Source organism: Mumia sp. zg.B53 (assembly GCF_019550935.1).
Lineage (GTDB): Bacteria > Actinomycetota > Actinomycetes > Propionibacteriales > Nocardioidaceae > Mumia.
In genome coordinates, this window is record NZ_JAHWCK010000001.1 from 546528 (window position 1) to 569105 (window position 22578).

Here is a 22578-nt window from a genome sequence, read left to right on the forward strand (position 1 = left end):
AACCAGCGACCAGCAGGGCCCTAACCTGGTCGCATGACCGCGATTGCCGAGCCTGCTGCCCACGTCACCGAGATCACCTCCCTCGAGGAGCTTCGCGCGCTCGTCGGTGAACCCCTCCCCCGTGTGCGGGACAAGGTCATGCCGACGCTGGTCGACGACCACGTCGCCTGGCTCGAGGCATCCCCGTTCTGCCTCGTCGCGACCTCGGACGCCTCCGGGCGGTGCGACGTGTCTCCGAAGGGAGACCCGGCCGGCATCGGCCACGTCGTCGACGCCACCACGGTCGCGATCCCCGAGCGCCCCGGCAACAAGCGGGTGGACGGCTACCTGAACGTGCTCGAGAACCCGCACGTCGGTCTGCTGTTCATCGTCCCCGGACGCGGCGACACGCTACGGGTCAACGGCCGGGCGCGGATCGTCTCCGACGCCCCCTACTTCGACGCGATGACCGTCAAGGGCCACCGGCCGATCATGGCGCTGGAGGTCTCGATCGAGGAGGTCTTCTTCCACTGTGCCAAGGCGTTCCTGCGCTCGCGCCTGTGGAACCAGGACTCCTGGCACCCCGAGGTCCTCGCGACCCGCGCCGAGATCGCCAAGCGCCTCGAGCGTCCGGAGGAGTCGCTGGGCGCACTCGAGGCCTACTACGGCGAGGCGTACTCCAAGAACCTCTACTGAGCGGCGCCCGGCCGCTGACCCCGGACGGCTGCGCCCTTCGCCCGCGCGGCGTCGGCGAGGCGTGACTGGAAGGCGACCATCGCGTCCGCGAGCGCGGGGTCGGACGCCGCGAGGATGCGTACGGCGAGGAGACCGGCGTTGCGTGCGTTGCCGACGGCGACGGTCGCCACCGGCACGCCGGCGGGCATCTGGACGATCGACAGCAGCGAGTCCATGCCGTCGAGATACTTCAGGGCGACCGGCACACCGATCACCGGCAACGGCGTCACCGACGCCAGCATGCCCGGCAGGTGAGCCGCTCCTCCGGCACCGGCCACGATCACCCGGAGGCCGCGGCCGTGGGCCTCGCGGCCGTACGCGATCATCTCGTCCGGCATGCGGTGGGCCGAGACGACGTCAGCCTCGTACGAGACACCGAACTCCTCGAGCGCCTCTGCCGCCGCCTTCATCGTCGGCCAGTCGGAGTCCGACCCCATCACGATCCCGACCTGTGGTGTCTCACTCACCGGTGCTACCCCTGTCCCACTCGTCTGGGTCCACGTCGTCGTCCAGCCGCCCCTCGAACCAGGCTGCGGCGTGCCTCGCCCGCGCAAGGAGATCATCCAGGTCGTCGCCGTAGACGTTCACGTGGCCGACCTTGCGCCCGGGCTTGACGTCCTTGCCGTACAGGTGGACCTTGAGCCCGGGGTCGCGCGCCATCACGTGCGGGTAGGCGTCGTACAGGTGCCCCACCTCGCCGCCGAGGATGTTCACCATCACCGTCCACCGGGCCCGCGCCCGTGGCGAGCCCAGCGGCAGGTCGAGCACGGCGCGCAGGTGGTTCTCGAACTGGCTGGTCTCCGCGCCGTCCATGGTCCAGTGGCCGGTGTTGTGTGGGCGCATCGCCAGCTCGTTGACGAGGATGCGGCCGTCGGCGGTCTCGAAGAGCTCGACCGCGAGGATCCCGACGACGTCGAGCTCAGCGGCCACCCTCATCGCGAGCATCTCCGCCTCTGCAGCGCGTTCGGGGTCCAGACCGGGGGCGGGCGCGATCACCTCGCGGCAGATGCCGTTCTCCTGTTTCGACTCCACCACCGGGTAGGTCGCGACCTGGCCGGAGGGCGACCGCGCGGCCAGTGCCGACAGCTCGCGACGGAAGTCGACCAGCTCCTCGGCGATCAAGGGCACACCGGCCGCGAACACCTCGGCTGCCGCTCCTGCGTCCTCGACGACCCACACGCCCTTGCCGTCGTACCCGCCGCGCGTGGTCTTGACGACGACCGGGTAACCGTCACCGTCGGCGGCGAAGCGGTCGAGCCCTGCGGCGTCCGAGACCGGCGCCCAGCGAGGACACGGCACGCCGAGTGCGGTGAGCCGCTCCCGCATCTCGCGCTTGTCCTGGGCGAAGAGAAGGGCGTGCGGCCCTGGACGACAGGCGTGACCCTCCGCGTCGAGGGCACGGAGGTGCTCGGGCGGCACGTGCTCGTGGTCGAAGGTCACGACCGCGCACCCCCCGGCCACGCCTCGGAGCGTGGCGAGGTCGCGGAAGTCGCCCACGGTCGTCGCCGGGTTCACCTGGGCGGCGCTCACATCCGGCCCTTCGGCGAGGAGATGGACCGGCACCGCGAGGGAGACGGCGGCCTGCTCCATCATCCGAGCCAGCTGCCCGCCCCCGACGATGGCGAGCGCGGGGCTGTCGATCGGGCTCTGCACGCGGTCATGCTATCGGGCGTGCTGGACGTGTCCGAAAAGGCGCAGGGGCGTGACCCGAGGCGAGGCTACCTTGGCCGGGCGCTCACGCGACCGTGTCGGGCGCGCCACGATCAAACCCGGGGGAAACATGAAGAAGGCACAACGACAAGCTCGCACGGCGATCCTGGTGATGGTCGCTGCGACCGCGCTGGCCGTCGGCGCTCCCGCCTACGCCGGCGCCGTCCAGAGCCCGCCGGCCACCGCGCAGGGCACGAGCACTCCGTCGGCTGACGATGCCGTACGGAAGGCGCCACGGACGGTCATCACTCTCAAGATCGCGGGCTGCGAGGGTTGTCGCCTCCGTCCGACGCAGGCGGTCCGGGGGACGTCCGCCTGGACGGGGAAGGCCAAGAGGGTCCGTCACGGCAAGGTCCGCTGGTCCGTGCGTACCGACCGCACCGCCGGTCTGACCTTCTTCGTCGAGCGGAACCCGAAGGCTGCGTCGACCACAGTGCTCAACGCCGTCCCGATGATCGTCGCCCGCTACCGCGGCAAGGCGGTCGGCAGCCGAGTCAGCGACGCAGCAGCACGCAAGGCCAAGCGGGCGACCCCCTGCTTGCGTGGCACGCAGGCGTCTCGCTTCACCAGGCGAGTCGTCGTCCGCTACTCACGGGTCGACGATCCGACCGGCCCGGGCACGGTGCGCGTCCCGCGCTACTACTTCAAGAAGACCCAGCGCGCGACCAAGCCGTACTCGCGAACCTTCAAGGGGACGCTCGCCGCGCAAGACCTCTACGTCTGTCCTTGACGACACGGCAGTCGAGCGAGGCGGCAGACAGGACTCCGTAGGCTGAGCCCGTGACTTCCTCTCTGTCGCCGTCGCGCGTCACCACTCGGCTCGGTGAGGTCGCGAGGTTCGGGACGGTGGGTCTCGCCGGCTACGTCACGGACGTCGTCGTCTTCAACCTGCTCCGGTACGCCGGTGACCCGGGAGTCCTGGAGCACAAGCCCGTGACGGCGAAGATCCTCTCCGTGGCCGTCGCGATGATCGTGACCTACGTCGGCAACCGGCAGTGGACGTGGCGCGGTCGGAGCACTCGCAGCGTCCACCGCGAGGTCGTCCTCTTCGTGGTGATGAACGGCATCGGCATGCTCATCGCCGTCGGGTGCCTGGCGTTCTCGCACTACGTCCTGGGACTCGACAGCGCCCTCGCCGACAACATCTCCGCGAACGTCGTCGGGCTGGGTCTCGGCACCCTGTTCCGGTTCTGGGCTTATCGGCGGTTCGTCTTTCCCGACGGCGAGCCGGCTGAGCCGTCGTAGGAGCTCTCGTGGGAGAACCTCAGCCGTTGTAGGACCAGCGGTGCCGCACCGTGAGCGGCTCGACGTTGCCGAATCCCCGCAGGTTGCGCTGGGCCATCGCCCGGGTCTCGAACCTGTCCCCGAGGCCCTCGGCGGTCGCCGCGTCGATGATCACACGGTTGCGGCGGGCGACACCGGTGAGCCGCGCGGCGAGGTTGACCGGTGGACCGTACACGTCTCCGAGCCGCGAGATCACCGGCCCCGTCCCCAGACCGACTCGCACGTCGGGCAGGTTCTTGTCGCCACCGATCTCGGCCACGATGGAGAAGGCGATGTCGGCCGCGACCTCGGGGGACTCCGCGAGATAGAGGACGGAGTCGCCGAGAGTCTTGATCGGCCGACCGCCGCCCTCGGTGACGAGGTCGATGCAGCGTGTCTCGAACTCCTCGACCAGATCGGCCAGGCCGTCGTCGTCAAGCCCGTTCGACAGCTTGGTGAACGCCACCAGGTCGGCGAAGCCGACGGTGACGACCATCCGGAGCACGTCCTCCTCGTCGGCGGCGAGCGCCTCCGCGCGCGTCGCCGACGCGGCCAGGTGCCGGCGCCACGAGTACACCAGCAGGCGCTCGAACACCGGCCCCATCGTCTCCGCCACCGAACGACCCGACGATGGCCACCGCCGACGGTCCTCCTCGGACTGGTTGCGCCGCTCGAGGACCTCGGCGAGGGTCGACACCTGCCACTCGGCGAGGCGCGACATGGTCGAACCGAGGGCGCGGGTCAACCGGACGACCGTGTCGTCGTCGAGCACCCCCGAGGCGACGACGGCGCGTACCGTCTTCAGCGCGTCGAGGTCGGCAGGGACGAAGGCCTTGGCGTCGGCCGAGTCGGGGAACCCGAGCGCTCGCCAGAGTCGTCTCGCCTCCTCGTACGAGACTCCTGCTGCCGCGGCGACCTCGTCGCTGCTGAAGATGGGATCCGCACCGAGGATTGCGCGGGCGAGGTCGTCGGGCACGTCAGATCTGCTCGTCGCTCGTCATCGGCTGGTGCGCCTCGAACACGAGGGAGCTGAGCTGCCGGTGGACGTCCTCGATGTGAGGGACGTCGCGGATACGCAGGCCGTCCTGCTCACTGGCGGCGTGGACGATCAGCGTCCCGCACCCCAGCAGGCGGTCGGTGAGCTGCTTCTCGAACGAGACGTCGTTGATGCGGTTGAGCGGGATGATCCGACCGGTGCGGGTGAGGATGCCGCGCTGCTCGATGAGACGTCGGTTGGTCACGGTCCACGTCCAGGTGAACCAGCCCAGGAACGGAAGGACCACCCACATCAGGACGACAAGCAGCGCGACCACCACGACGACCGAGCGCACGGGCCCGTCCGTGACCGCCGCTCCGAACCCACCGGCAGCGGCAGCGACCACGAGGACGAAGACGGCGCCGAACAGCGCCTTGACGTGTGTCCTGACCGTCAGGACCTCGTTCTCGCCGCCGATCAACAGCTTCTTGGAGACACCCACGGGGTCATGGTGTCATGCCCGGGACCGCAGATGCGTGATGTCTCCGGCACTGACTGTGGTCACCTCGCCGTTCACCGAGATCTCCAGCCGGCCGCTGTCGTCGAGTCCGACGGCCTCCCCCTCGATCCGCTGGCCGTCGGGAAGCTCCACCGACACCTCGCGTCCGAGGGTCGCGCTGCTCCGCTCGTACGCCTGCCGGATGCCGATGTCGGGATCGCCGCCGGCGTCGGCCCACGGCACGTACAGGGCCTCGAAGGCGGCGGCGAAGCCGCTCAGCAGCCCGGTCCTCTCCGCCGTCGGTGAGCCTTCGATGGTCAGCGAGGTCGCGTTCGGGACACCGATCTCCTCAGGGGTCGTCGACACGTTGATCCCGCACCCGACGACCGCGGCCGGCCCGGTCGGGGTGTCGACCCGCTCGACGAGGATGCCGGCGAGCTTGCGGTCCTCGACGACGACGTCGTTGGGCCACTTCAGCTGGGCGACGACCCCCGCCTGACGCACGGTGGCGACCACGGCGGCGCCGGTCAGCAGGGGGAGCCACGTCCATCGGTAGCCGTCGATGCGCGGGCGTACGAGGACCGAGACGGCCAGCGCGGAGTAGCGCGGCATCTCCCAGGTCCGGTCGAGCCGTCCACGCCCTGCCGTCTGGTGGTCGGTGGTCAGCAGCGTGCCTTCCGGCGCGCCCTCCCGGGCCAGCCGGGCGAGGTCGGCGTTGGTGCTGGCGGTCTCGGGGACCACGCGCACCTCCTGCCACCACGACGTCGGTCGGATCAGGGCCTGCTCGAGACCGGCGGCGTCGAGTGGACGGCGGGCGAGAGGAGAGTCGGCTGGCGGTGAGTCGCTCATGTCCCCACTGTCCCATGATCCGCGCCCCTCGTCGGGGCGAGCGGACCGACGGCTACCCTGAGCGCGTGAGCGAAGCAGTGGCACCTGAACCGGGTCAGATCGACACGCACACCACCGCCGGCAAGCTGGCCGACCTCGACCGGCGCCTGGACGAGGCGGTGCACGCCGGGTCGGCGAAGGCCGTCGAGAAGCAGCACGCCAAGGGACGCCAGACGGCCCGCGAGCGGATCGAGATGCTGTTCGACGAGGGCTCCTTCGTCGAGATCGACGAGCTGGCGCGGCACCGCTCGACGGCGTTCGGTCTCGAGAAGAACCGCCCCTACGGCGACGGCGTGATCACCGGCTACGGCACGGTCGACGGCCGTCAGGTGTGCGTGTTCTCCCAGGACTTCACCGTCTTCGGCGGCAGCCTCGGTGAGGTCTACGGCGAGAAGATCACCAAGATCATGGACCTCGCGATCAAGACCGGCTCCCCCATCGTGGGCATCAACGAAGGCGCCGGCGCGCGCATCCAGGAGGGGGTCGTCTCCCTCGGCCTGTACGGCGAGATCTTCCGGCGCAACGTGCACGCCTCGGGGGTCATCCCGCAGATCAGCCTGATCATGGGGTCTTGCGCGGGCGGTCACGTCTACTCCCCCGCCGTCACCGACTTCACCGTGATGGTCGACGGCACCTCCAACATGTTCATCACCGGCCCCGACGTGATCAAGACCGTCACCGGCGAGGACGTGACGATGGAGGAGCTCGGCGGCGCCCGTACGCACAACACCAAGTCGGGCAACGCCCACTACATGGGCGCCGACGAGGAGGACGCGATCGAGTACGTCAAGGCGCTCCTCTCCTTCCTCCCGCAGAACAACATGGAGGACGCGCCGGCGTACGACGGCCTTGCCGACCTCGAGATCAGTGACGTCGACCGCGCGCTGGACACGCTCATCCCCGACTCGACCAACCAGCCGTACGACATGCACACGGTGATCGAGTCCGTCCTCGACGACGGCGACTTCCTCGAGGTCCAGCCGTTGTTCGCGCCCAACATCCTCATCGGCTTCGGCCGGGTCGAAGGGCGCAGCGTGGGCATCGTCGCGAACCAGCCGATGCAGTTCGCCGGCACGCTCGACATCGACGCGTCCGAGAAGGCCGCGCGCTTCGTCCGCACGTGCGACGCGTTCAACGTGCCGGTCCTGACCTTCGTCGACGTGCCGGGCTTCCTCCCCGGGACCGACCAGGAGTGGAACGGCATCATCCGCCGGGGCGCCAAGCTCATCTACGCCTACGCCGAGGCGACCGTCCCGCTGGTCACGGTGATCACCCGCAAGGCCTACGGCGGCGCCTACGACGTCATGGGCTCCAAGCACCTCGGCGCCGACCTCAACATCGCGTGGCCGACCGCCCAGATCGCCGTCATGGGCGCGCAGGGCGCGGTCAACATCCTGCACCGCAAGACGCTCGCCGCGGCCGACGACCCCGAGTCGAAGCGTGCGGAGCTGATCGACGCGTACGAGCAGACGCTGGCGAACCCCTACGTCGCCGCCGAGCGCGGCTACGTCGACCAGGTCGTCCAGCCGCACGAGACCCGCATCGAGATCGTGCGTGCGCTGCGGCTCCTGCGCAGCAAGCGCGAGACGCTGCCGCCCAAGAAGCACGGGAACATCCCGCTGTGAGCACCGGGCAAGAGGACACCGCCGCAGCGCCGCTGCTGCGGGTCGTCAAGGGTGACCCGTCGCCGGAGGAGCTCGCGGCGCTCGTCGCCGTCGTCGCCGCACACGGAGCCGCCTCGGAGCTGGCTCCTCCGACGCGGCGATCCGCGTGGGGAGATCCCTCGCTCGCCACGCGCCCGCCGCACGCCCACGGGCACGACGGGTGGCGCAGGTCGGCCTTCGCGCGCTAGAACGCGTTCCCGACCCTGCATCACGCGGCGAGGCTACGAGCCGTGTCCGCCCACCCGTACGGCCGATCCGGAGCCGTACGCTGGCCCGCGTGACTCGACCACGCCTCGTCCTCGCCTCGCAGTCCCCCGCCCGTCTCGCGACCCTGCGCAGCGCCGGCCTGGAGCCGGACGTGATCGTCTCCGGAGTCGACGAGTCGGTCGTCGTGTCCGACGACCCGGTGGTCGTGGCCACCGAGCTCGCGCGGCTGAAGTGCCGGGCGGTGTCCCACCGGCTCGCGAGCCCGGACGACACCCTCGTGATCGGTTGTGACTCGGTGCTGGCGTTCGACGGGGAGATCCTCGGCAAGCCGTCCGACCCGCAGACCGCGATCGAACGGTGGCGGGCGATGCGCGGCCGTTCCGGGGTCCTCCACACGGGACACTGCGTGCGGCTCGGGGAGCGCGAGATCTCCGACGACGGCGCGACGACCGTTCACTTCGCCGACCTCGACGACGCGGAGATCGAGGCGTACGTCGCGACCGGCGAGCCGCTGCAGGTCGCTGGAGCCTTCACGGTGGACGGGCTGGGCGGCCCGTTCGTCGAGCGGATCGAGGGCGACCACCACAACGTCGTCGGATTGTCGCTCCCGCTCCTGCGCAGGATGCTCGCCGGACTCGGTGTCCGGTGGACCGACCTCTGGGACGCGTCGCGCGGGTGACCTGGCGAGCGCACGCGTGGGTGCACGCGGGCACGGACGGTCGCCGCTCAGGTCCTCAGCCGGAGGAGTCGATCGAGATGGCTCTCGATCCGTGAGAGCGGGTCCGGTCGGGGACGGGAGCAGCGACGCGCCCGGACAGGCTCGCGGGCGGGAGGGGGCGCCGGCGGTGCGACAGGCGCGCCCCTCATCTCGCGGAGGCCACGAAGGCGCGCGCTCAACCGCTGACGCTGGACGCGGTGGTGATCCTCGATCTCGAGGATCCTCGCTCCCTTGCGGCGGCTGAAGACGAACCCTCTTTGGCCGTCGGCCACGACCCAGAGCTTGCCGGCGTGGACGAGCTGGTGGCAGCGAGGACACAGTCCGGCAAGGTTGTCGAGGTCGGTCCGGCCGCCGTCCCGGTCCCACCACGCGACGTGGTGGAGCTCGAGGTGGGTGCCGCCGCACGCCGGGTTGGCACAGACCCCACCCTGACGCGCGAGAACGGCCTGCCGCTGTTTGTAGGTCGCCAGCCGGTGGGTGCGCCCGACGTTGAGGATGTCGGCCTGCGGCGTCGTGGACGAGGTGACTCCCGCGACGAGGACGTCGGTGCGGTCCGCACCGCAGGCGAGGTAGTCGAACAGTCCAGGCCCCACCGGCCCCCAGCCCGTGAGGACCGGCGGCTCCGCCCCGGGCAGGCCTGCCAGCCAGGCGGCGTCCACCATCACGTTGACCTGCGGGCGGACGCCGCGATCGGAGGGCAGGCCGTGCTCCAGCGCTGCGGCGGCAAGATCGCCGACCGCGTCGACGCGTCGCTGGGCCGGGGTCCGGTCGTCCTCGGTCCCTCGCGGGGCCGACGCCGCCGTCAGCCAGGTCCGCAGGCGCGTGCCGTTGACGGCGTCCAGGAACCCGTTGACGTGATAGCCCTCTCCACACCGTGCAATCGTCAGATCGTGCTTGTCCATCCCGGCGACATAGGCGCGGTCAAGGTCTTCGGGGTGCGCTACCTCCACGAGCATCGTCAGCTGTGCCGTCAGCTCGCCCGGCTCGCACACGCGGGCGACGTCGAGCATGACGTCCTCGGCCGCCTCGACGACCTCACGATCGGCCTTCTTGAGCGCAACCGTGAACGCGTCCACGTGTGCCCGGCGGATCTCTCCCGCGCGGTGCGCGGCGCCGACCGCGGGCAGCACGCGCAGCGTCCGTCCCGCGGCGATCGCCGCTCGCGACTGCCGGACGTCCCAGCGCAGCTCTCGACGTGCCCACCCGGCCGTCGACGAGGCACCCTCCGCCTCGTACGCGGCCCGCTCCTGCATCTGGTCCAGCCACACCGCCTGGAGACCGGCGAGCCGGTCGGCAGCGTGCGCGAGCCGTCGGAGCGTCTCGCACGTCTGAGCATCCGAGGCCGAGGCGACAGGTAGGTCGGCGAGCGCGTCGAGCATCGCCTCCAGCCTGGCCAGCACCTCGGTATCGAACATACATACGACTCTAACGGTGCCCACTGACAGGTCTCGATCGCGCGACCTGGACTCTTCTCGCCCGGTCATCGTTCGGCAGGATGGCTCGTGTCGACGCACCCAGGAGACACGCCGACGCCACCCGCCGACGCGTGCAGATGAACAACGCGATCCGCCGTGGCGAGACCGCGTGGCTACTCGACGGGCAGCCCGAGCCCACGCGCGATGAGCATGCGCTGGACCTCCGACGTACCCTCACCGATCTCCAGGATCTTGGCGTCACGGTAGAAACGAGCGACCGGATACTCCTCCATGAAGCCATACCCGCCGAACACCTGCGTCGCGATCCGCGTCGCGGTGACGGCCTGCTCGGTCGCGTACAGCTTGGCGATCGAGGCGGCTTGCTTCAGCTCCTGCCCGCCGACACCGGCGTCCTTCATCGCCGCCGCCTCGTACGTCAGCGCGCGCGCCGCCCGGGCAGCCACGGCGAGGTCGGCGATCTGGAACGCGACACCCTGCTTGCGTCCGATCGGGCCACCAAAGGTCTGGCGGTCGAGCGCGTACTCGCGGGCGAGATCGAGACAGGCTTCGATGCATCCGACCGCGAGCGCGGCGATGGCGATGCGTCCGTCGTCGAGAGTGGCGAGGAACTGTGCGTAACCCCGGCCACGCTCGCCGAGGAGGTTCTCCTCCGGCACGCGGCAGCCGGTGAACGTGAGCGGGTGCGTGTCGGAGATGTGCCAGCCGAGCTTGTCGTAGCCGGGCTCGGCGACGAAGCCGGGCGTGCCGGCGGGCACCATGATCGTCGAGATCTCGGGCCGGCCGCCGTCACGGACGCCCGTACGGGCGGTCACCGTGACCACGGAGGTGATCGCCGAACCGGAGTTGGTGATGAACTGCTTGGCGCCGTCGATCACCCACTCGCCGGCCTCGAGAGTGGCCTTGGTGGCGGTGGCGCCCGCATCCGACCCCGCGCCAGGCTCGGTGAGCCCGAACCCGGCGAGCGCCCGCCCTTCGACGAGGTCAGGGAGCCACTGCGCCTTCTGCGCCTCCGTGCCGTACGTGAGGATCGGGTTGATGCCGAGCCCCACCGCGGCCTCGAGCGTGATGCCGATCGACTGGTCGACGCGACCGAGCTCCTCGATGGCGACGCAGAGGCTGGTGAAGTCGCCGCCCGAGCCTCCGTACTCCTCCGGGGCCGTGAGCCCGAAGAGTCCGAGCTCGCCCATCGTCGTGACGAGGTCCACCGGGAAGTGGTGGTCCTTGTCCCACTGCGCCACGTGCGGGGCGATCTCGGCCTGGGCGAAGTCGCGGACGACCTTGCGGAAGGCCTCGTGCTCTGCGGAGAGGGTGCTGTACGCCATCCGCCGATGTTAACAGTCGTTAACCTGACGAGGAAGTGTCGTCGTCCGCGCACCGACCACCGCGAGGGGGTCGTCTCGGAGCATGGAATGCTTCCTCCGAGACTTGACGTGTTCGCAATCGCAAACATATGGTCGTGTTCGCAATCGCAAATATCGCCTCTGCGCCTCCCCGGCCGCCCCTCCGAGAGGAACCCCGTGCGACTCCCCCACGTCCTGGCCCGCCGCACAGCCAGCATCGCCACGACCGTCCTCGGTGGCGCTCTCATCGCCTCCACGGCTCTTGCCACCGGCGCCTCCGCCGTCTCGTCCTCCGCCCCGGCGCTGGCATCTGCCGACGCCGACGACACGGGACGGATGATGCTGGTTCTCGACTCCTCGGGGTCGATGAAGGAGAAGGCGGGAGACGGCGCGACGAAGATCGAGGCAGCCCGGACCGCCCTCGAGAGCGTCGTCGACAAGCTGTCCGACTCCCAGGACGTCGGGATGCGTGTCTTCGGCGCGACGGTCTTCTCGCGCAACGACAAGGGCGCCTGCACCGACACCCAGAAGGTCGTCGACCCCGGCACCGACAACCGCGACGCGCTGCGTGCCGCGATCAGCGCCTACAAGCCGTACGGTGAGACGCCGATCGGCACGGCGCTGCTCGAGGCCGCACGCGACCTCGGCGACGAAGGGCGGCGATCGATCGTCCTCGTCTCGGACGGGGAGTCCACCTGCGCTCCCGACCCGTGCAAGGTCGCCGCGCGCATCTCCAAGCAAGGCATCGACCTCACCGTCGACGTCGTCGGCCTGTCCGTCGACGCCAAGACCCGCAAGCAGCTGCGCTGCATCGCCGAGGCCGGCAACGGCCGCTACTACGACGCCGAGGACGCCGGCGAGCTGTCCGGTGCGCTCGACACGGCGGCCGTCCGCGCCGCGCGCCCGTGGACCGCGATCGGCACCCCGATCACCGGCGGCCCCGACGCCGCGAACGCCACTACGATCACCACCGGCGACTGGCGCGACGCCCTCGGTCCGCAGCACACGGTCCCGGGGCAGCGCTGGTTCCGGTTCACCCGCACGATCCCAGGGTCGACGGTGCGGGTCTCCGCCGCGATCGCCGGTCCGACCGGAGGGTACGAGGTCGACGACGGCCTGTACGTCGAGACGTTCGTCGGGAGCGAGGACTGCGGCACCGGCGCGGACTCCCAGGCGGGCACCGGCTACCAGCCGATCCTGGTCGCGACCGAGGCCGTCCCCGGCAACCGCGACTACAACGACGAGTGCAAGGACGGCTCCGAGATCACCTTCAACGTGACCCGTGGCAAGCAGTCCGGCGACGTGTCACGGCGTACGGAGGAGCTCGTCGAGATCCGCATCATCGAGGAGCCGCCCGCGGCCAACGCCGCCAGCCTGCCCGCCTCGGCCCCGAAGGCGTCCGAGGACGTGCCCTCGATGTCCGACCCGACCCCGCTCCCGACCGGCGGAGTCTCCTTCGGCGACGCGGCGCCGCTCGACCCCGGCGCTTTCCGAGGGTCGATCGTGCCCGGCGAGACCCAGATCTTCCGCATCGACCTCGACTGGGGCCAGAGCCTGTCCTCGGTGATCCAGTTCGACCCGATCACCGACACCCAGAAGCAGGCTCTGGGCGACGTCGACCTCAACACCACGCTGTGGACGTTCTCCCCCGGGCGCGCCATCGCGCGAGCACCGTTCGTCTCCGACTCTCAGGGCAGGCTCACGGACTTCTCGTCGCCCGAGCTGGCCGCGGTGACCCCGGTGGTGACCTACAACGAGCGCCGCTCGACCGCCGACGGCAATGCCGCGGCCTCGATCGCCGGACCGTACTACCTCGTCCTCGGCGTCGCCGGCGAGAACGGCGGGACCGTCGAGGGCGCAGCGGCAGGTGTCGAGCTCGGGTTCACCCTCGGCCTCGCCCGCAACGGGGAGCGCAAGGGCGTGCCGGAGTACGACGGCGAGGCGCCGCAGTTCGGCGGCGAGACGAGCGAGACGGTCGACCCCGGCGACGACGACTCCGGCGAGGCCGACGCGAGCGACACGTCCGCGAGCTCGGCGACAGACTCCGACGACGGCGCCGGCTGGCTCCCGTTCGCCCTGGCCGGGGCAGGAGCCGTCCTGGTCCTGGGCGGTGTCGCCGCCCTGCTCGTCGTCCGTCGCCGGCGACGCCAGTCGGCGGAGCAGGCTCCGCCGGCCTACCAGCCCTGGGACGGGTCGGGCGGCGCGAGCCCGTACCAGTGAAGACCTGCCTGACCGCCCTCTCCTCGCCCGAGATCCACGAAAGGACCACCGTGCACCGACATGCACTCCCTCTCCGGACCCCAGTCCTCGTCGCAGCCGCGGCGCTGACCGCGACCGTCGTCCTCACCACGCCCCCACCGGCCGCGGCCGACGACGCGGCGACGTACGAGCCGGCCGGGAAGTCGGTCGACGGCGGCGCCAGCGCCGGCGACGCGACCGGGCTCGAGGCGGGTGACTGGAAGGACACCATCGGCCTCACCGGCACCGCAGAGGGCCAACGCTGGTACACCGTCAAGCGGACCGTCGACGGCTCGACCGTCCGCTTCGCCGCAGCAGTGCCGTCCGGGGCGCCGACCGCCAAGCACAAGGTCACGGTCGAGGCGTTCGCGGGCAACACGAGCTGCGGCAAGGGCGACTCCTCCTCGGCAGGAGGAGGGCACCAGCCGATCGTCGTGGCCAGCGCCGCCGCGGGGGCCGGCGACTCGGACGAGTGCGTCGACGGTGACGCCATCACCTTCAGCGTCACGCGCGAGGTGTCCGAGGGCAGCGAGGAGCAGACGGACGAGACGCTCGAGATCCGGGTGGTGGAGGAGCCGACGGCCAAGGATGCCGAGCAGCTCCCGACGAAGTCTGCCGACCTGCCCGAGAAGAAGCCGTCGCTGTCCGATCCCGAGGAGCTCCCGGCCGGCGGAGTGTCGTTCGACGAGGCCGTCTCCCTGGACCCGGGGGCCTACGAGGGCACCATCAGCCCGGGCGAGACCCAGATCTACCGGGTGGACCTCGACTGGGGACAGAGCCTCGACACCGTCGCGCAGTTCGCCCCGGTCACGGCGGCGCAGGCCACGGCCTTCGACGGGGAGGACGTCCAGACCAGCCTCGTGACGTACGCGCCGTCGCGGGCGGTCGCGACCGACAGCATCTCGTACACGTACGGTCGCCTCAACGAGTACTCCTCGCCCGAGCTGCGCTCCACCACGCCGTTCGTGCTCTACAACGCCCGCGAGAACTCCTACGGCACAGCGACGGCGGTCTCGTCCGCCGGCCCGTACTACGTGGTCGTCGCGGCACCGCCCGTCGAGGAGGGCTCCGGCGCCGCCGGAGCCGACCTCGGCTTCACGCTCGGCGTCGCCGTCAACGGCGAGGTGTCGGGCACCCCCGACCTCGGCGACCAGGCGGCCGTCATCGGCCCGGACCTCGACGGCGGCTCCTCGGGCTGGCTCACGTGGGTGCTCGTCGGCCTCGGGGTGCTTCTCGTCCTCGCTGGTGTGGCAGCGGTGCTGATCGCACGACGGCGCGCGGCCGGCGCACGCGCGGAGGCCACCCCGTACGGCGGCTACACCCCGCCCGACGCGCCGCAGGACTACCCGCAGCCGTACGGCGGGCAGCAGGCTCCGTACAGCCCGCCGCCGGCGAGCCGGGGCGAGCGTCCCGGCGACGGCTGGTGATGCTGCTCAGCCGAGCAGCATGAGGATCGCCAGGACGATGACGAGTCCCCCGGCGCCGACGCTCAGCAGGCCGAACGCGGCCAGCGGGCTCGGCCGCCGGGTGGACGCCGGCGGTTGCGGAAGGCCCGGTGGAAGACCCGGCGACGGGGACGGAGAGGGCAGCGGCTCGGGCGCCGTCGGCGGCAGGGGGACAGCGCGGAGTGCGGGGGCCGCGTCGGTCCCGTGCAGCCGCACGTGCTCGAAGACCTCGATCTCCGCTCCGTCGTCGCCGGGCGCTGCACCGGTCGGCGGGACGAGGCCCGTGTCGTGCAGCATCCTGCGTGCCCGCGCCGCGCTCGGCGGCCTGCGCGCCGGGTCGGGCTCCGCCAGGGCCCGCGCGAGGTCCCACAGCCGTCGGTCGACCCCGGGCGGCGGCGCCGACGGCAGGGCGCGGCCGTCCTCGGGCCGCTCGCCGGTCAGCATCTCCGCCAGGACCACACCGGCGCCGTAGAGGTCCTGCACAGGCAGCGGGTCGGCCCCGACCGCGCTCTCGGGCGCGCGGTAGCCGCGGGTGCCGAGGACGATCGCCGGGGCGGTCATCCGGGGCTCGTGCAGGGGCACCGCCACCCCGAAGTCGCTCAGTCGCAGGTACGGCCGGCCGCGGCCGGTCGGCTCCAGCAGGAGGTTGGCGGGCTTGACGTCACGATGCACGACGCCGGCCCGGTGGACGGCCTCGAGCGCGTCGAGCAGCTGGTCGAGCAAGCATGCGGCCCAGGGCGCCGGGAGGGCCCCGAAGTCCTCGATCAGGTGGTGCACCGACCCGCCCCGTACGACGTCCATCGTGAACAGCACCGTGTCGTCCTCGCCGGCCCAGCCCCGCGGCACGACCGTGTGCGGGTGCTCGATCCGGGTGCTCAGCTCGCGGATGAACCGCAGCAGCAGCGACGCGTCGACCTGACGGACGAGCTTGGCCGCCCGGAGCTGGTCGTCCCGACGGTCGTGGACCAGCCACACCGTCCCCATGCCACCGGCACCGATCGGCTCCAGGAGCTCGTACCGGCCGGCGAACACCTCACCCACGCCCGTGACCCCCGTACTGACGGAGGAGCTGGGCGATCAGCGGGTGGTCGGCGTCGAGCAGCAGCGCCGCGGCCTCGTACTCGTCGGGATCGCCCGCGACGCTCAGCACGGTCCGCAGCACAGCGGCCTCGGTGCTGCGGTGCGTGACGACCCCTCCCGCTACCTCGCGCTCCAGCTCGGCCAGGCCCTCCTCGGACGTGGTCTCGCCGCGCGTGACGCGGCCCGCGATGTCGTACGCGGCCTGCAGCCTGGCCACCGCCGCCGGGTTGCCGATCTTGACGCGGTGACCGTTGACCAGCTGCGAGAGCATGGGCGCCGAGATGCCCAGCAACGACGCCATGCGCGCCTGCGTGACCCCGAACGTCTGGACGCACCGGCGCACGATGATCCCGAGCGGCTCGCCGTACAGCTCGGCCTGCGCGCGGGTGTTCGCGTCGATCTCGGGACTCGTCATGACGGCCTTCACCCTATCCGCAGCGAGCGCCCCCCGAGAGCGGCGGCAGGCCGGTCGTGAGCGGCCGCTCCTGCTCAGTCCCCGAGCACCTGACGGCAACCGTCAGGGTGCCGCTTAGACTCGGCACGCAGCCCCCAGGCACGTCGAGGAGCACACCTGTGAGCAACAACGAAGGCATCCGGCCGCTGACCAAGGTCCTCATCGCCAACCGTGGCGAGATCGCGGTCCGCGTCGTCCGCGCCTGCAAGGACGCGGGGATCGGCAGCGTCGCGGTGTACGCCGACGCCGACCGTGACGCGTTGTTCGTCCGGCTCGCCGACGAGGCGTACGCGCTGGGTGGCGCCACCCCCGCCGACACCTACCTGTCGATCGACAAGATCCTGGACGTCGCGCAGCGCAGCGGCGCCGACAGCGTGCACCCCGGCTACGGGTTCCTCGCCGAGAACGCGGCGTTCGCGCAGGCCGTCATCGACGCCGGGCTGATCTGGATCGGCCCCCCGCCGCACGCCATCGAAGCCCTCGGCGACAAGGCCAAGGCCAAGCACATCGCTGCGCGGGCCGATGCCCCCCTGGCACCGGGGACCAAGGACCCGGTCGCCGACGCCGACGAGGTCGTCGCCTTCGCCAAGGAGCACGGCCTCCCGGTCGCGATCAAGGCGGTCTTCGGCGGCGGCGGACGCGGTCTCAAGGTCGCTCGCACGCTCGAGGAGATCCCCGAGCAGTACGACTCTGCCGTCCGCGAGGCCGTCACGGCCTTCGGGCGTGGCGAGTGCCTGGTCGAGAAGTTCCTCGACCAGCCGCGTCACGTCGAGACCCAGTGCCTGGCCGACGTGCACGGCAACGTCGTGGTCGTCTCCACCCGCGACTGCTCGCTGCAGCGCCGTCACCAGAAGCTCGTCGAAGAGGCGCCCGCGCCGTTCCTGACCGATGACCAGATCGAGCGCCTGTACGCCTCGTCGAAGGCGATCCTCCGCGAGGCCGGCTACGTCGGCGCGGGCACGTGCGAGTTCCTCGTGGCCCGCGACGGCACCATCTCCTTCCTCGAGGTCAACACCCGCCTCCAGGTCGAGCACCCGGTCTCGGAGGAGGTCACGGGCCTCGACCTGGTCCGTGAGATGTTCCGCATCGCCGCCGGCGAGGAGCTCGGCTACGACGACCCGGAGATCCGCGGCCACTCGATCGAGTTCCGGATCAACGCCGAGGACGCCGGACGCAACTTCCTGCCCGCCCCGGGGACCCTGACGACGTGGGATCCCCCGTCGGGCCCGGGCGTACGCGTCGACTCCGGCTACGTCGTCGGCGAGACGATCCCCGGCTCGTTCGACTCGTTGATCGCCAAGCTCATCGTGACCGGCTCGAGCCGGGAGCAGGCCATCGAGCGGTCGCGCCGCGCGCTCGACGAGTTCGGCGTCGACGGCATGCCGACGGTGGTCCCGTTCCACCGCCGGGTCCTCGACGACCCGGCCTACCTCGGTGACGGCGAGGGGTTCGGCGTCTACACCAGCTGGATCGAGACCGAGTTCGACAACACGATCCCGCCGTACGACGGTGCCGCCGGCGAGGCGCCTGAGGCGGAGGAGCGCGAAACGGTGACCGTCGAGGTCGGCGGCAAGCGACTCGAGGTCGTGCTTCCCGCGGGGCTCGGTGCCGCCGGTGCTGCCGCCGGAGCCGGCGCCAAGAAGCCGAAGCGGGCGGCCGGCAAGAAGGCTGGCGCCGCGGCCGGTGGTGACGCGCTGGTCTCCCCGATGCAGGGCACGATCGTCAAGGTCGCGGTCGTGGAGGGGCAGGCCGTCACGGAGGGCGAGCTCGTCGTCGTCCTCGAGGCGATGAAGATGGAGCAGCCTCTCAACGCGCACAAGGCCGGCACCATCACCGGGCTGGTCGCGATCGCGGGCGAGACGGTCACCGCCGGCGCCGTTGTGGTCGAGATCAAGGACTGACGTTGCAGACAGGGACCCGAGCGCTGTGCCATGGTGCTCCCCATGACGATCGCGGTTGCCTACACCCCTGACGAGTACGGCGAGGTCGCCCTCGAGCACGGCATCGCCTGGGCTCGCTCCCACGATGCACGGCTCGTCGTGGTCAACGTCGCGAAGCACTCCCGGTTCGAGGAGGACCCCGACTTCGTCCACGGGTACGACCTCGAGCAGCTGCGGCACCGGTTGGCCGGTGCCGGACTCCCCGGCCACCGCCTGCGGCAGCCCGTCGGACCCGGCATCGGCGACCTCATCATCGAGGCCGTCGAGGACGAGGGCGCCGAGCTGCTGGTGATCGGCATCCGCCACCGCACCCCCGTCGGCAAGCTCATCATGAGCAGCGTCGCCCAGAAGCTGCTGCTCGATGCGCCGGTCCCGGTCTTCGCGGCCAAGCCCGGACAGCACCCGGTACCTTGAGAGCCGGCCGCCCCACCGTCGCGGCGGCCGACCGGACCTGATGCGCTCGATCGGAGTACCCCCATGTTCCGCAAGGTCCTCGTCGCCAACCGCGGCGAGATCGCGATCCGCGCCTTCCGCGCCGCCTACGAGCTCGGCGCCCGCACCGTCGCCGTCTTCCCGTACGAGGACCGTGGCTCCGAGCACCGTCTGAAGGCCGACGAGGCCTACCAGATCGGTGAGGTGGGCCACCCGGTCCGCAGCTATCTCGACCCTGACGAGATCGTCGCCACGGCCGTACGCGCCGGGGCCGACGCCGTCTATCCGGGATACGGCTTCCTCTCGGAGAACCCCTCGCTCGCGAGCGCCTGCGCGCAGGCAGGCATCACGTTCGTCGGCCCGTCCGAGGAGGTCCTGCGCCTCACCGGCAACAAGGCGCGAGCCATCGAGGCGGCACGCGAGGCGGGTGTGCCGGTGCTCGCGTCCGTGCCACCCAGCCGTGACCGCGACGAGCTGGTCGCCGCCGCCGAGGCCCTCCCGTACCCGCTGTTCGTCAAGGCCGTCGCGGGTGGCGGCGGGCGCGGCATGCGGCGCGTCGAGGACCCGGCCGAGCTGCGCGACGCGGTCGACGCCGCGATGCGGGAGGCAGAGGGCGCGTTCGGCGACCCGACCTGCTTCATCGAGCAGGCCGTGGTCGACCCGCGCCACATCGAGGTGCAGATCCTCGCCGACGCGACCGGTGACGTGATCCACCTCTTCGAGCGCGACTGCTCGGTCCAACGGCGCCACCAGAAGGTCGTCGAGATCGCCCCCGCCCCGCGGCTCGACCCGGAGATCCGGGACCGGATGTGCGCCGACGCCGTCGCGTTCGCCCGGTCGATCGGCTACACCTGCGCCGGCACTGTCGAGTTCCTCCTCGACCCCCAGGGCAACTACGTCTTCATCGAGATGAACCCGCGCATCCAGGTCGAGCACACCGTCACCGAGGAGGTGACCGACGTCGACCTGGTGCAGGCGCAGCTGCGGATCGCCGCCGGCGAGACCCTGGTCGACCTCGGGCTCCGCCAGGACGAGATCGCCGTCCGGGGCGTCGCCATGCAGTGCCGGATCACGACCGAGGACCCGTCCAACGGCTTCCGCCCGGACACCGGCCGGATCACGACGTACCGCTCCCCCGGCGGCGCGGGCGTCCGACTCGACGGTGGCACCACCTACTCCGGCACCGAGATCGGCGCCTACTTCGACTCGCTGCTCACCAAGCTCACCTGTCGGGGCCGCACCTTCGAGGCCGCGGTGGAGCGCGCGCGGCGTGCGATCGCGGAGTTCCGGATCCGCGGCGTCACGACCAACCTGACCTTCCTCCAGGCGCTGCTGGGCAACCCCGAGTTCGTCGCGGGCGGTGTCACCACCTCGTTCATCGACCGCCACCCGGAGCTGCTCGACACGCTGCCGTCTGCCGACCGCGGCACCAAGCTGCTCACGTACCTCGCCGACGTGACGGTCAACCGACCGCACGGCCCGGCGCCGGACGTGATCGATCCCCGCGAGAAGCTCCCGCCGGTCGACCTCGGCGCGGCGGCGCCGGCGGGCACGCGTCAGCAGCTGCTCGAGGTCGGGCCCGAGGCGTTCGCCCGGGCACTGCGCGAGCAGACTCACGTCGCGGTCACCGACACGACGTTCCGAGACGCGCACCAGTCGCTGCTCGCCACCCGGGTCCGTACGTTCGACCTGCTCGCTGCGGCGCCGGTCGTCGCACGGGCGACGCCACAGCTGTGGTCGATCGAGGCCTGGGGCGGCGCGACGTACGACGTGGCGCTGCGGTTCCTCAAGGAGGACCCGTGGCAGCGTCTCGCGGAGCTGCGCGAGGCCATCCCCAACGTGTGCCTCCAGATGCTGCTGCGTGGACGCAACACGGTCGGCTACACGCCGTACCCGACCGAGGTCACCGACGCCTTCGTCGCGGAGGCGACCGCGACCGGCATCGACGTGTTCCGGATCTTCGACGCACTCAACGACGTCGAGCAGATGCGTCCCGCCATCGACGCGGTGCGCGCGACCGGCACGGCGGTGGCGGAGGTCGCGCTCTGCTACACCGGCGACCTGATGGATCCGGACGAGCCGATCTACACGCTCGACTACTACCTGCGGCTCGCCGAACGCATCGTCGACGCCGGCGCGCACGTGCTCGCGATCAAGGACATGGCCGGGCTGCTGCGGGCGCCGGCCGGCTGGCGTCTGGTCACCGCCCTGCGCGAGCGCTTCGACCTGCCGGTCCACCTGCACACCCACGACACCGCCGGCGGCCAGCTCGCCACGCTGATGGTCGCGATCGACGCCGGTGTCGACGCCGTCGACACCGCCTCGGCATCGTTGGCCGGGACCACGTCGCAGCCGCCGATGTCGGCGCTGGTGGCGGGCCTGCAGCACACGACGGCGCCGACCGGCCTGTCGCTCGAGGCGGTCGGTGACCTCGAGCCGTACTGGGAGGCCGTCCGCAAGCTGTACGCGCCGTTCGAGGCGGGACTGCCCTCGCCGACCGGCCGCGTCTACCGCCACGAGATCCCGGGCGGGCAGCTCTCCAACCTGCGGCAGCAGGCGATCGCGCTGGGGCTCGGCGACCGGTTCGAGCAGATCGAGGACATGTACGCCGCTGCCAACGACATCCTCGGCGACATCGTGAAGGTGACGCCGAGCTCGAAGGTCGTCGGCGACCTCGCGCTGCACCTCGTCGCGGTCGGCGCGGACCCGAAGGAGTTCGCCGACAACCCGCAGGCCTACGACATCCCGGACTCGGTGATCGGCTTCCTCGCGGGCGAGCTGGGCGACCCGCCCGGTGGATGGCCGGAGCCCTTCCGCAGCAAGGCACTGGAGGGCCGTACGGTCAAGATCGGCGAGACGGAGCTGGGACCGGAGGACCGCGCCGGTCTCGAGGCCGACCCGCGGCCCACGCTCAACCGGCTGCTCTTCCCCGGACCCACGCGCGACTTCGAGCACGCGCGCGGAGAGTTCGGCGACGTGTCGGTGCTGCCGACCGAGGCGTACTGGTACGGGTTGCGGCCCGGCGCTGACGTCGAGGTGACGCTCGAGGAGGGCAAGACCCTGATCCTCGGGCTCGAGGCGATCAGCGACGCGGACGCGCGCGGGCTCCGCAACGTGCTCTGCCGGCTCAACGGCCAGCTCCGTCCGGTGACGGTGCGCGACCGCTCGGTGTCCAGCGACGTCGTGACCGCCGAGAAGGCCGACCCGGCCGACCCGCTGCAGGTCGCGGTGCCGTTCGACGGCGTCGTGACCCCCTCGGTCGGGGTCGGTGACACCGTCGAGCCCGGCCAGCAGGTCGCGACGATCGAGGCGATGAAGATGGAGGCCGCGATCACCGCACCCAACGGCGGCACGGTGTCGCGCCTGGTGATCGAGGGCCCGCGCCAGTCCGAGGGCGGCGACCTGCTGCTCGTCCTGGGCTAGCTCCCGCCCCGTCCCGTCCCGTCCGCGATTTGTGCAGTTGATCAAGGAATCCCCTGCCGACTCCCTGGACCAACTGCACAAATCGGGGACGGGATCTCCACAGGCCACAGATCGGGTGTCCTCAGTCGCGTTAGCGGCACCACGCTCCCGG

The 22578-nt window shown here is 71.3% G+C and carries 20 protein-coding genes; 11 read left to right on the top strand and 9 right to left on the bottom strand.

Annotated elements, in window-relative coordinates:
- Positions 1-33 precede the first annotated feature (33 nt).
- On the top strand, positions 34-675 hold the full coding sequence (locus tag KV102_RS02740) for a pyridoxamine 5'-phosphate oxidase family protein (protein WP_220345244.1): 642 nt from the start codon (positions 34-36) through the stop codon (positions 673-675).
- On the opposite strand, the gene purE is transcribed toward KV102_RS02740, so the two are convergent.
- Complete coding sequence (gene purE, locus KV102_RS02745) at positions 669-1181, bottom strand: 5-(carboxyamino)imidazole ribonucleotide mutase (protein WP_220342576.1); 513 nt, start codon at positions 1179-1181, stop codon at positions 669-671. The genes KV102_RS02740 and purE overlap by 7 nt on opposite strands.
- Entirely contained in the window at positions 1174-2367 is a 1194-nt protein-coding gene (locus KV102_RS02750; protein WP_308290207.1) for a 5-(carboxyamino)imidazole ribonucleotide synthase, read from the bottom strand. The genes purE and KV102_RS02750 overlap by 8 nt, the downstream gene beginning before the upstream one ends.
- A gap of 49 nt (positions 2368-2416) precedes the next feature.
- On the opposite strand from KV102_RS02750, the gene KV102_RS02755 reads away from it, so the two are divergent.
- Both KV102_RS02755 and KV102_RS02760 read left to right on the top strand, forming a co-directional pair.
- Positions 2417-3154: a hypothetical protein gene (locus tag KV102_RS02755; RefSeq protein WP_220345245.1), complete on the top strand. Its 738-nt coding sequence runs from the start codon at positions 2417-2419 to the stop codon at positions 3152-3154.
- Between the two features lie 50 nt (positions 3155-3204).
- Positions 3205-3669: a GtrA family protein gene (locus KV102_RS02760; protein ID WP_220345246.1), complete on the top strand. Its 465-nt coding sequence runs from the start codon at positions 3205-3207 to the stop codon at positions 3667-3669.
- A 19-nt stretch (positions 3670-3688) separates the two neighbouring features.
- Here the strand turns inward: KV102_RS02760 and KV102_RS19450 are convergent, their stop codons facing one another.
- Genes KV102_RS19450 through KV102_RS02775 form a run of 3 tightly spaced genes read right to left on the bottom strand, consistent with a single transcriptional unit; the run spans position 3689 to position 6011 of the window.
- A complete protein-coding gene (locus KV102_RS19450; protein ID WP_220341900.1) occupies positions 3689-4663 on the bottom strand; it encodes an adenylate/guanylate cyclase domain-containing protein in 975 nt (324 codons plus the stop codon).
- Between the two features lies 1 nt (position 4664).
- On the bottom strand, positions 4665-5165 hold the full coding sequence (locus KV102_RS19455) for a PH domain-containing protein (protein WP_220345247.1): 501 nt from the start codon (positions 5163-5165) through the stop codon (positions 4665-4667).
- 12 nt (positions 5166-5177) lie between these two features.
- Positions 5178-6011: a biotin--[acetyl-CoA-carboxylase] ligase gene (locus tag KV102_RS02775; protein WP_220345248.1), complete on the bottom strand. Its 834-nt coding sequence runs from the start codon at positions 6009-6011 to the stop codon at positions 5178-5180.
- 65 nt (positions 6012-6076) lie between these two features.
- On the opposite strand from KV102_RS02775, the gene KV102_RS02780 reads away from it, so the two are divergent.
- From KV102_RS02780 to KV102_RS02790, 3 genes are all read left to right on the top strand, one after another.
- The gene (locus KV102_RS02780; protein ID WP_308289311.1) at positions 6077-7675 is read left to right on the top strand and encodes an acyl-CoA carboxylase subunit beta; all 1599 of its coding nucleotides are present in this window, start codon (positions 6077-6079) and stop codon (positions 7673-7675) included.
- On the top strand, positions 7672-7902 hold the full coding sequence (locus KV102_RS02785; RefSeq protein ID WP_220341904.1) for an acyl-CoA carboxylase subunit epsilon: 231 nt from the start codon (positions 7672-7674) through the stop codon (positions 7900-7902). The genes KV102_RS02780 and KV102_RS02785 overlap by 4 nt, the downstream gene beginning before the upstream one ends.
- 89 nt (positions 7903-7991) lie before the next feature.
- Positions 7992-8600, top strand: coding sequence for a nucleoside triphosphate pyrophosphatase (locus KV102_RS02790; RefSeq protein WP_220345250.1), 609 nt, complete (start codon positions 7992-7994; stop codon positions 8598-8600).
- Between the two features lie 47 nt (positions 8601-8647).
- On the opposite strand, the gene KV102_RS02795 is transcribed toward KV102_RS02790, so the two are convergent.
- Both KV102_RS02795 and KV102_RS02800 read right to left on the bottom strand, forming a co-directional pair.
- Positions 8648-10054 carry an HNH endonuclease signature motif containing protein gene (locus KV102_RS02795; RefSeq protein WP_220345251.1) on the bottom strand — a complete coding sequence of 469 codons (1407 nt, stop codon included), beginning with the start codon at positions 10052-10054 and terminating at the stop codon, positions 8648-8650.
- A 173-nt stretch (positions 10055-10227) separates the two neighbouring features.
- Complete coding sequence (locus KV102_RS02800) at positions 10228-11397, bottom strand: acyl-CoA dehydrogenase family protein (protein ID WP_220341907.1); 1170 nt, start codon at positions 11395-11397, stop codon at positions 10228-10230.
- A gap of 195 nt (positions 11398-11592) precedes the next feature.
- On the opposite strand from KV102_RS02800, the gene KV102_RS02805 reads away from it, so the two are divergent.
- Both KV102_RS02805 and KV102_RS02810 read left to right on the top strand, forming a co-directional pair.
- Positions 11593-13635, top strand: coding sequence for a VWA domain-containing protein (locus KV102_RS02805; RefSeq protein WP_220345252.1), 2043 nt, complete (start codon positions 11593-11595; stop codon positions 13633-13635).
- 50 nt (positions 13636-13685) lie between these two features.
- A complete protein-coding gene (locus tag KV102_RS02810) occupies positions 13686-15080 on the top strand; it encodes a hypothetical protein (RefSeq protein WP_220345253.1) in 1395 nt (464 codons plus the stop codon).
- A 6-nt stretch (positions 15081-15086) separates the two neighbouring features.
- Here the strand turns inward: KV102_RS02810 and KV102_RS02815 are convergent, their stop codons facing one another.
- On the bottom strand, positions 15087-16139 hold the full coding sequence (locus tag KV102_RS02815; RefSeq protein ID WP_220345254.1) for a serine/threonine-protein kinase: 1053 nt from the start codon (positions 16137-16139) through the stop codon (positions 15087-15089).
- Entirely contained in the window at positions 16132-16593 is a 462-nt protein-coding gene (locus KV102_RS02820; protein ID WP_220341911.1) for a DNA-binding protein, read from the bottom strand. The genes KV102_RS02815 and KV102_RS02820 overlap by 8 nt, the downstream gene beginning before the upstream one ends.
- A 158-nt stretch (positions 16594-16751) precedes the next feature.
- Here KV102_RS02820 and KV102_RS02825 point away from each other — a divergent pair, with 158 nt between their 5' ends.
- The 3 genes from KV102_RS02825 to KV102_RS02835 all read left to right on the top strand — a co-directional run bounded on the left by KV102_RS02825 (position 16752) and on the right by KV102_RS02835 (position 22427).
- Positions 16752-18533, top strand: coding sequence for a biotin carboxylase N-terminal domain-containing protein (locus tag KV102_RS02825; protein WP_308290209.1), 1782 nt, complete (start codon positions 16752-16754; stop codon positions 18531-18533).
- Between the two features lie 42 nt (positions 18534-18575).
- Positions 18576-18986: a universal stress protein gene (locus KV102_RS02830; RefSeq protein WP_220341912.1), complete on the top strand. Its 411-nt coding sequence runs from the start codon at positions 18576-18578 to the stop codon at positions 18984-18986.
- 63 nt (positions 18987-19049) lie between these two features.
- On the top strand, positions 19050-22427 hold the full coding sequence (locus KV102_RS02835) for a pyruvate carboxylase (protein WP_220341913.1): 3378 nt from the start codon (positions 19050-19052) through the stop codon (positions 22425-22427).
- The last annotated feature ends 151 nt before the right edge of the window (positions 22428-22578 follow it).

Bases quoted from the DNA above. Each gene is read 5' to 3' on its own strand.
- KV102_RS02775 (WP_220345248.1), bottom strand. From the start codon at position 6,011: ATGAGCGACTCACCGCCAGCCGACTCTCCTCTCGCCCGCCGTCCACTC.
- KV102_RS02740 (WP_220345244.1), top strand. From the start codon at position 34: ATGACCGCGATTGCCGAGCCTGCTGCCCACGTCACCGAGATCACCTCC.
- KV102_RS02820 (WP_220341911.1), bottom strand. From the start codon at position 16,593: ATGACGAGTCCCGAGATCGACGCGAACACCCGCGCGCAGGCCGAGCTG.
- KV102_RS02795 (WP_220345251.1), bottom strand. From the start codon at position 10,054: ATGTTCGATACCGAGGTGCTGGCCAGGCTGGAGGCGATGCTCGACGCG.
- KV102_RS02835 (WP_220341913.1), top strand. From the start codon at position 19,050: ATGTTCCGCAAGGTCCTCGTCGCCAACCGCGGCGAGATCGCGATCCGC.
- KV102_RS02830 (WP_220341912.1), top strand. From the start codon at position 18,576: ATGACGATCGCGGTTGCCTACACCCCTGACGAGTACGGCGAGGTCGCC.
- KV102_RS02800 (WP_220341907.1), bottom strand. From the start codon at position 11,397: ATGGCGTACAGCACCCTCTCCGCAGAGCACGAGGCCTTCCGCAAGGTC.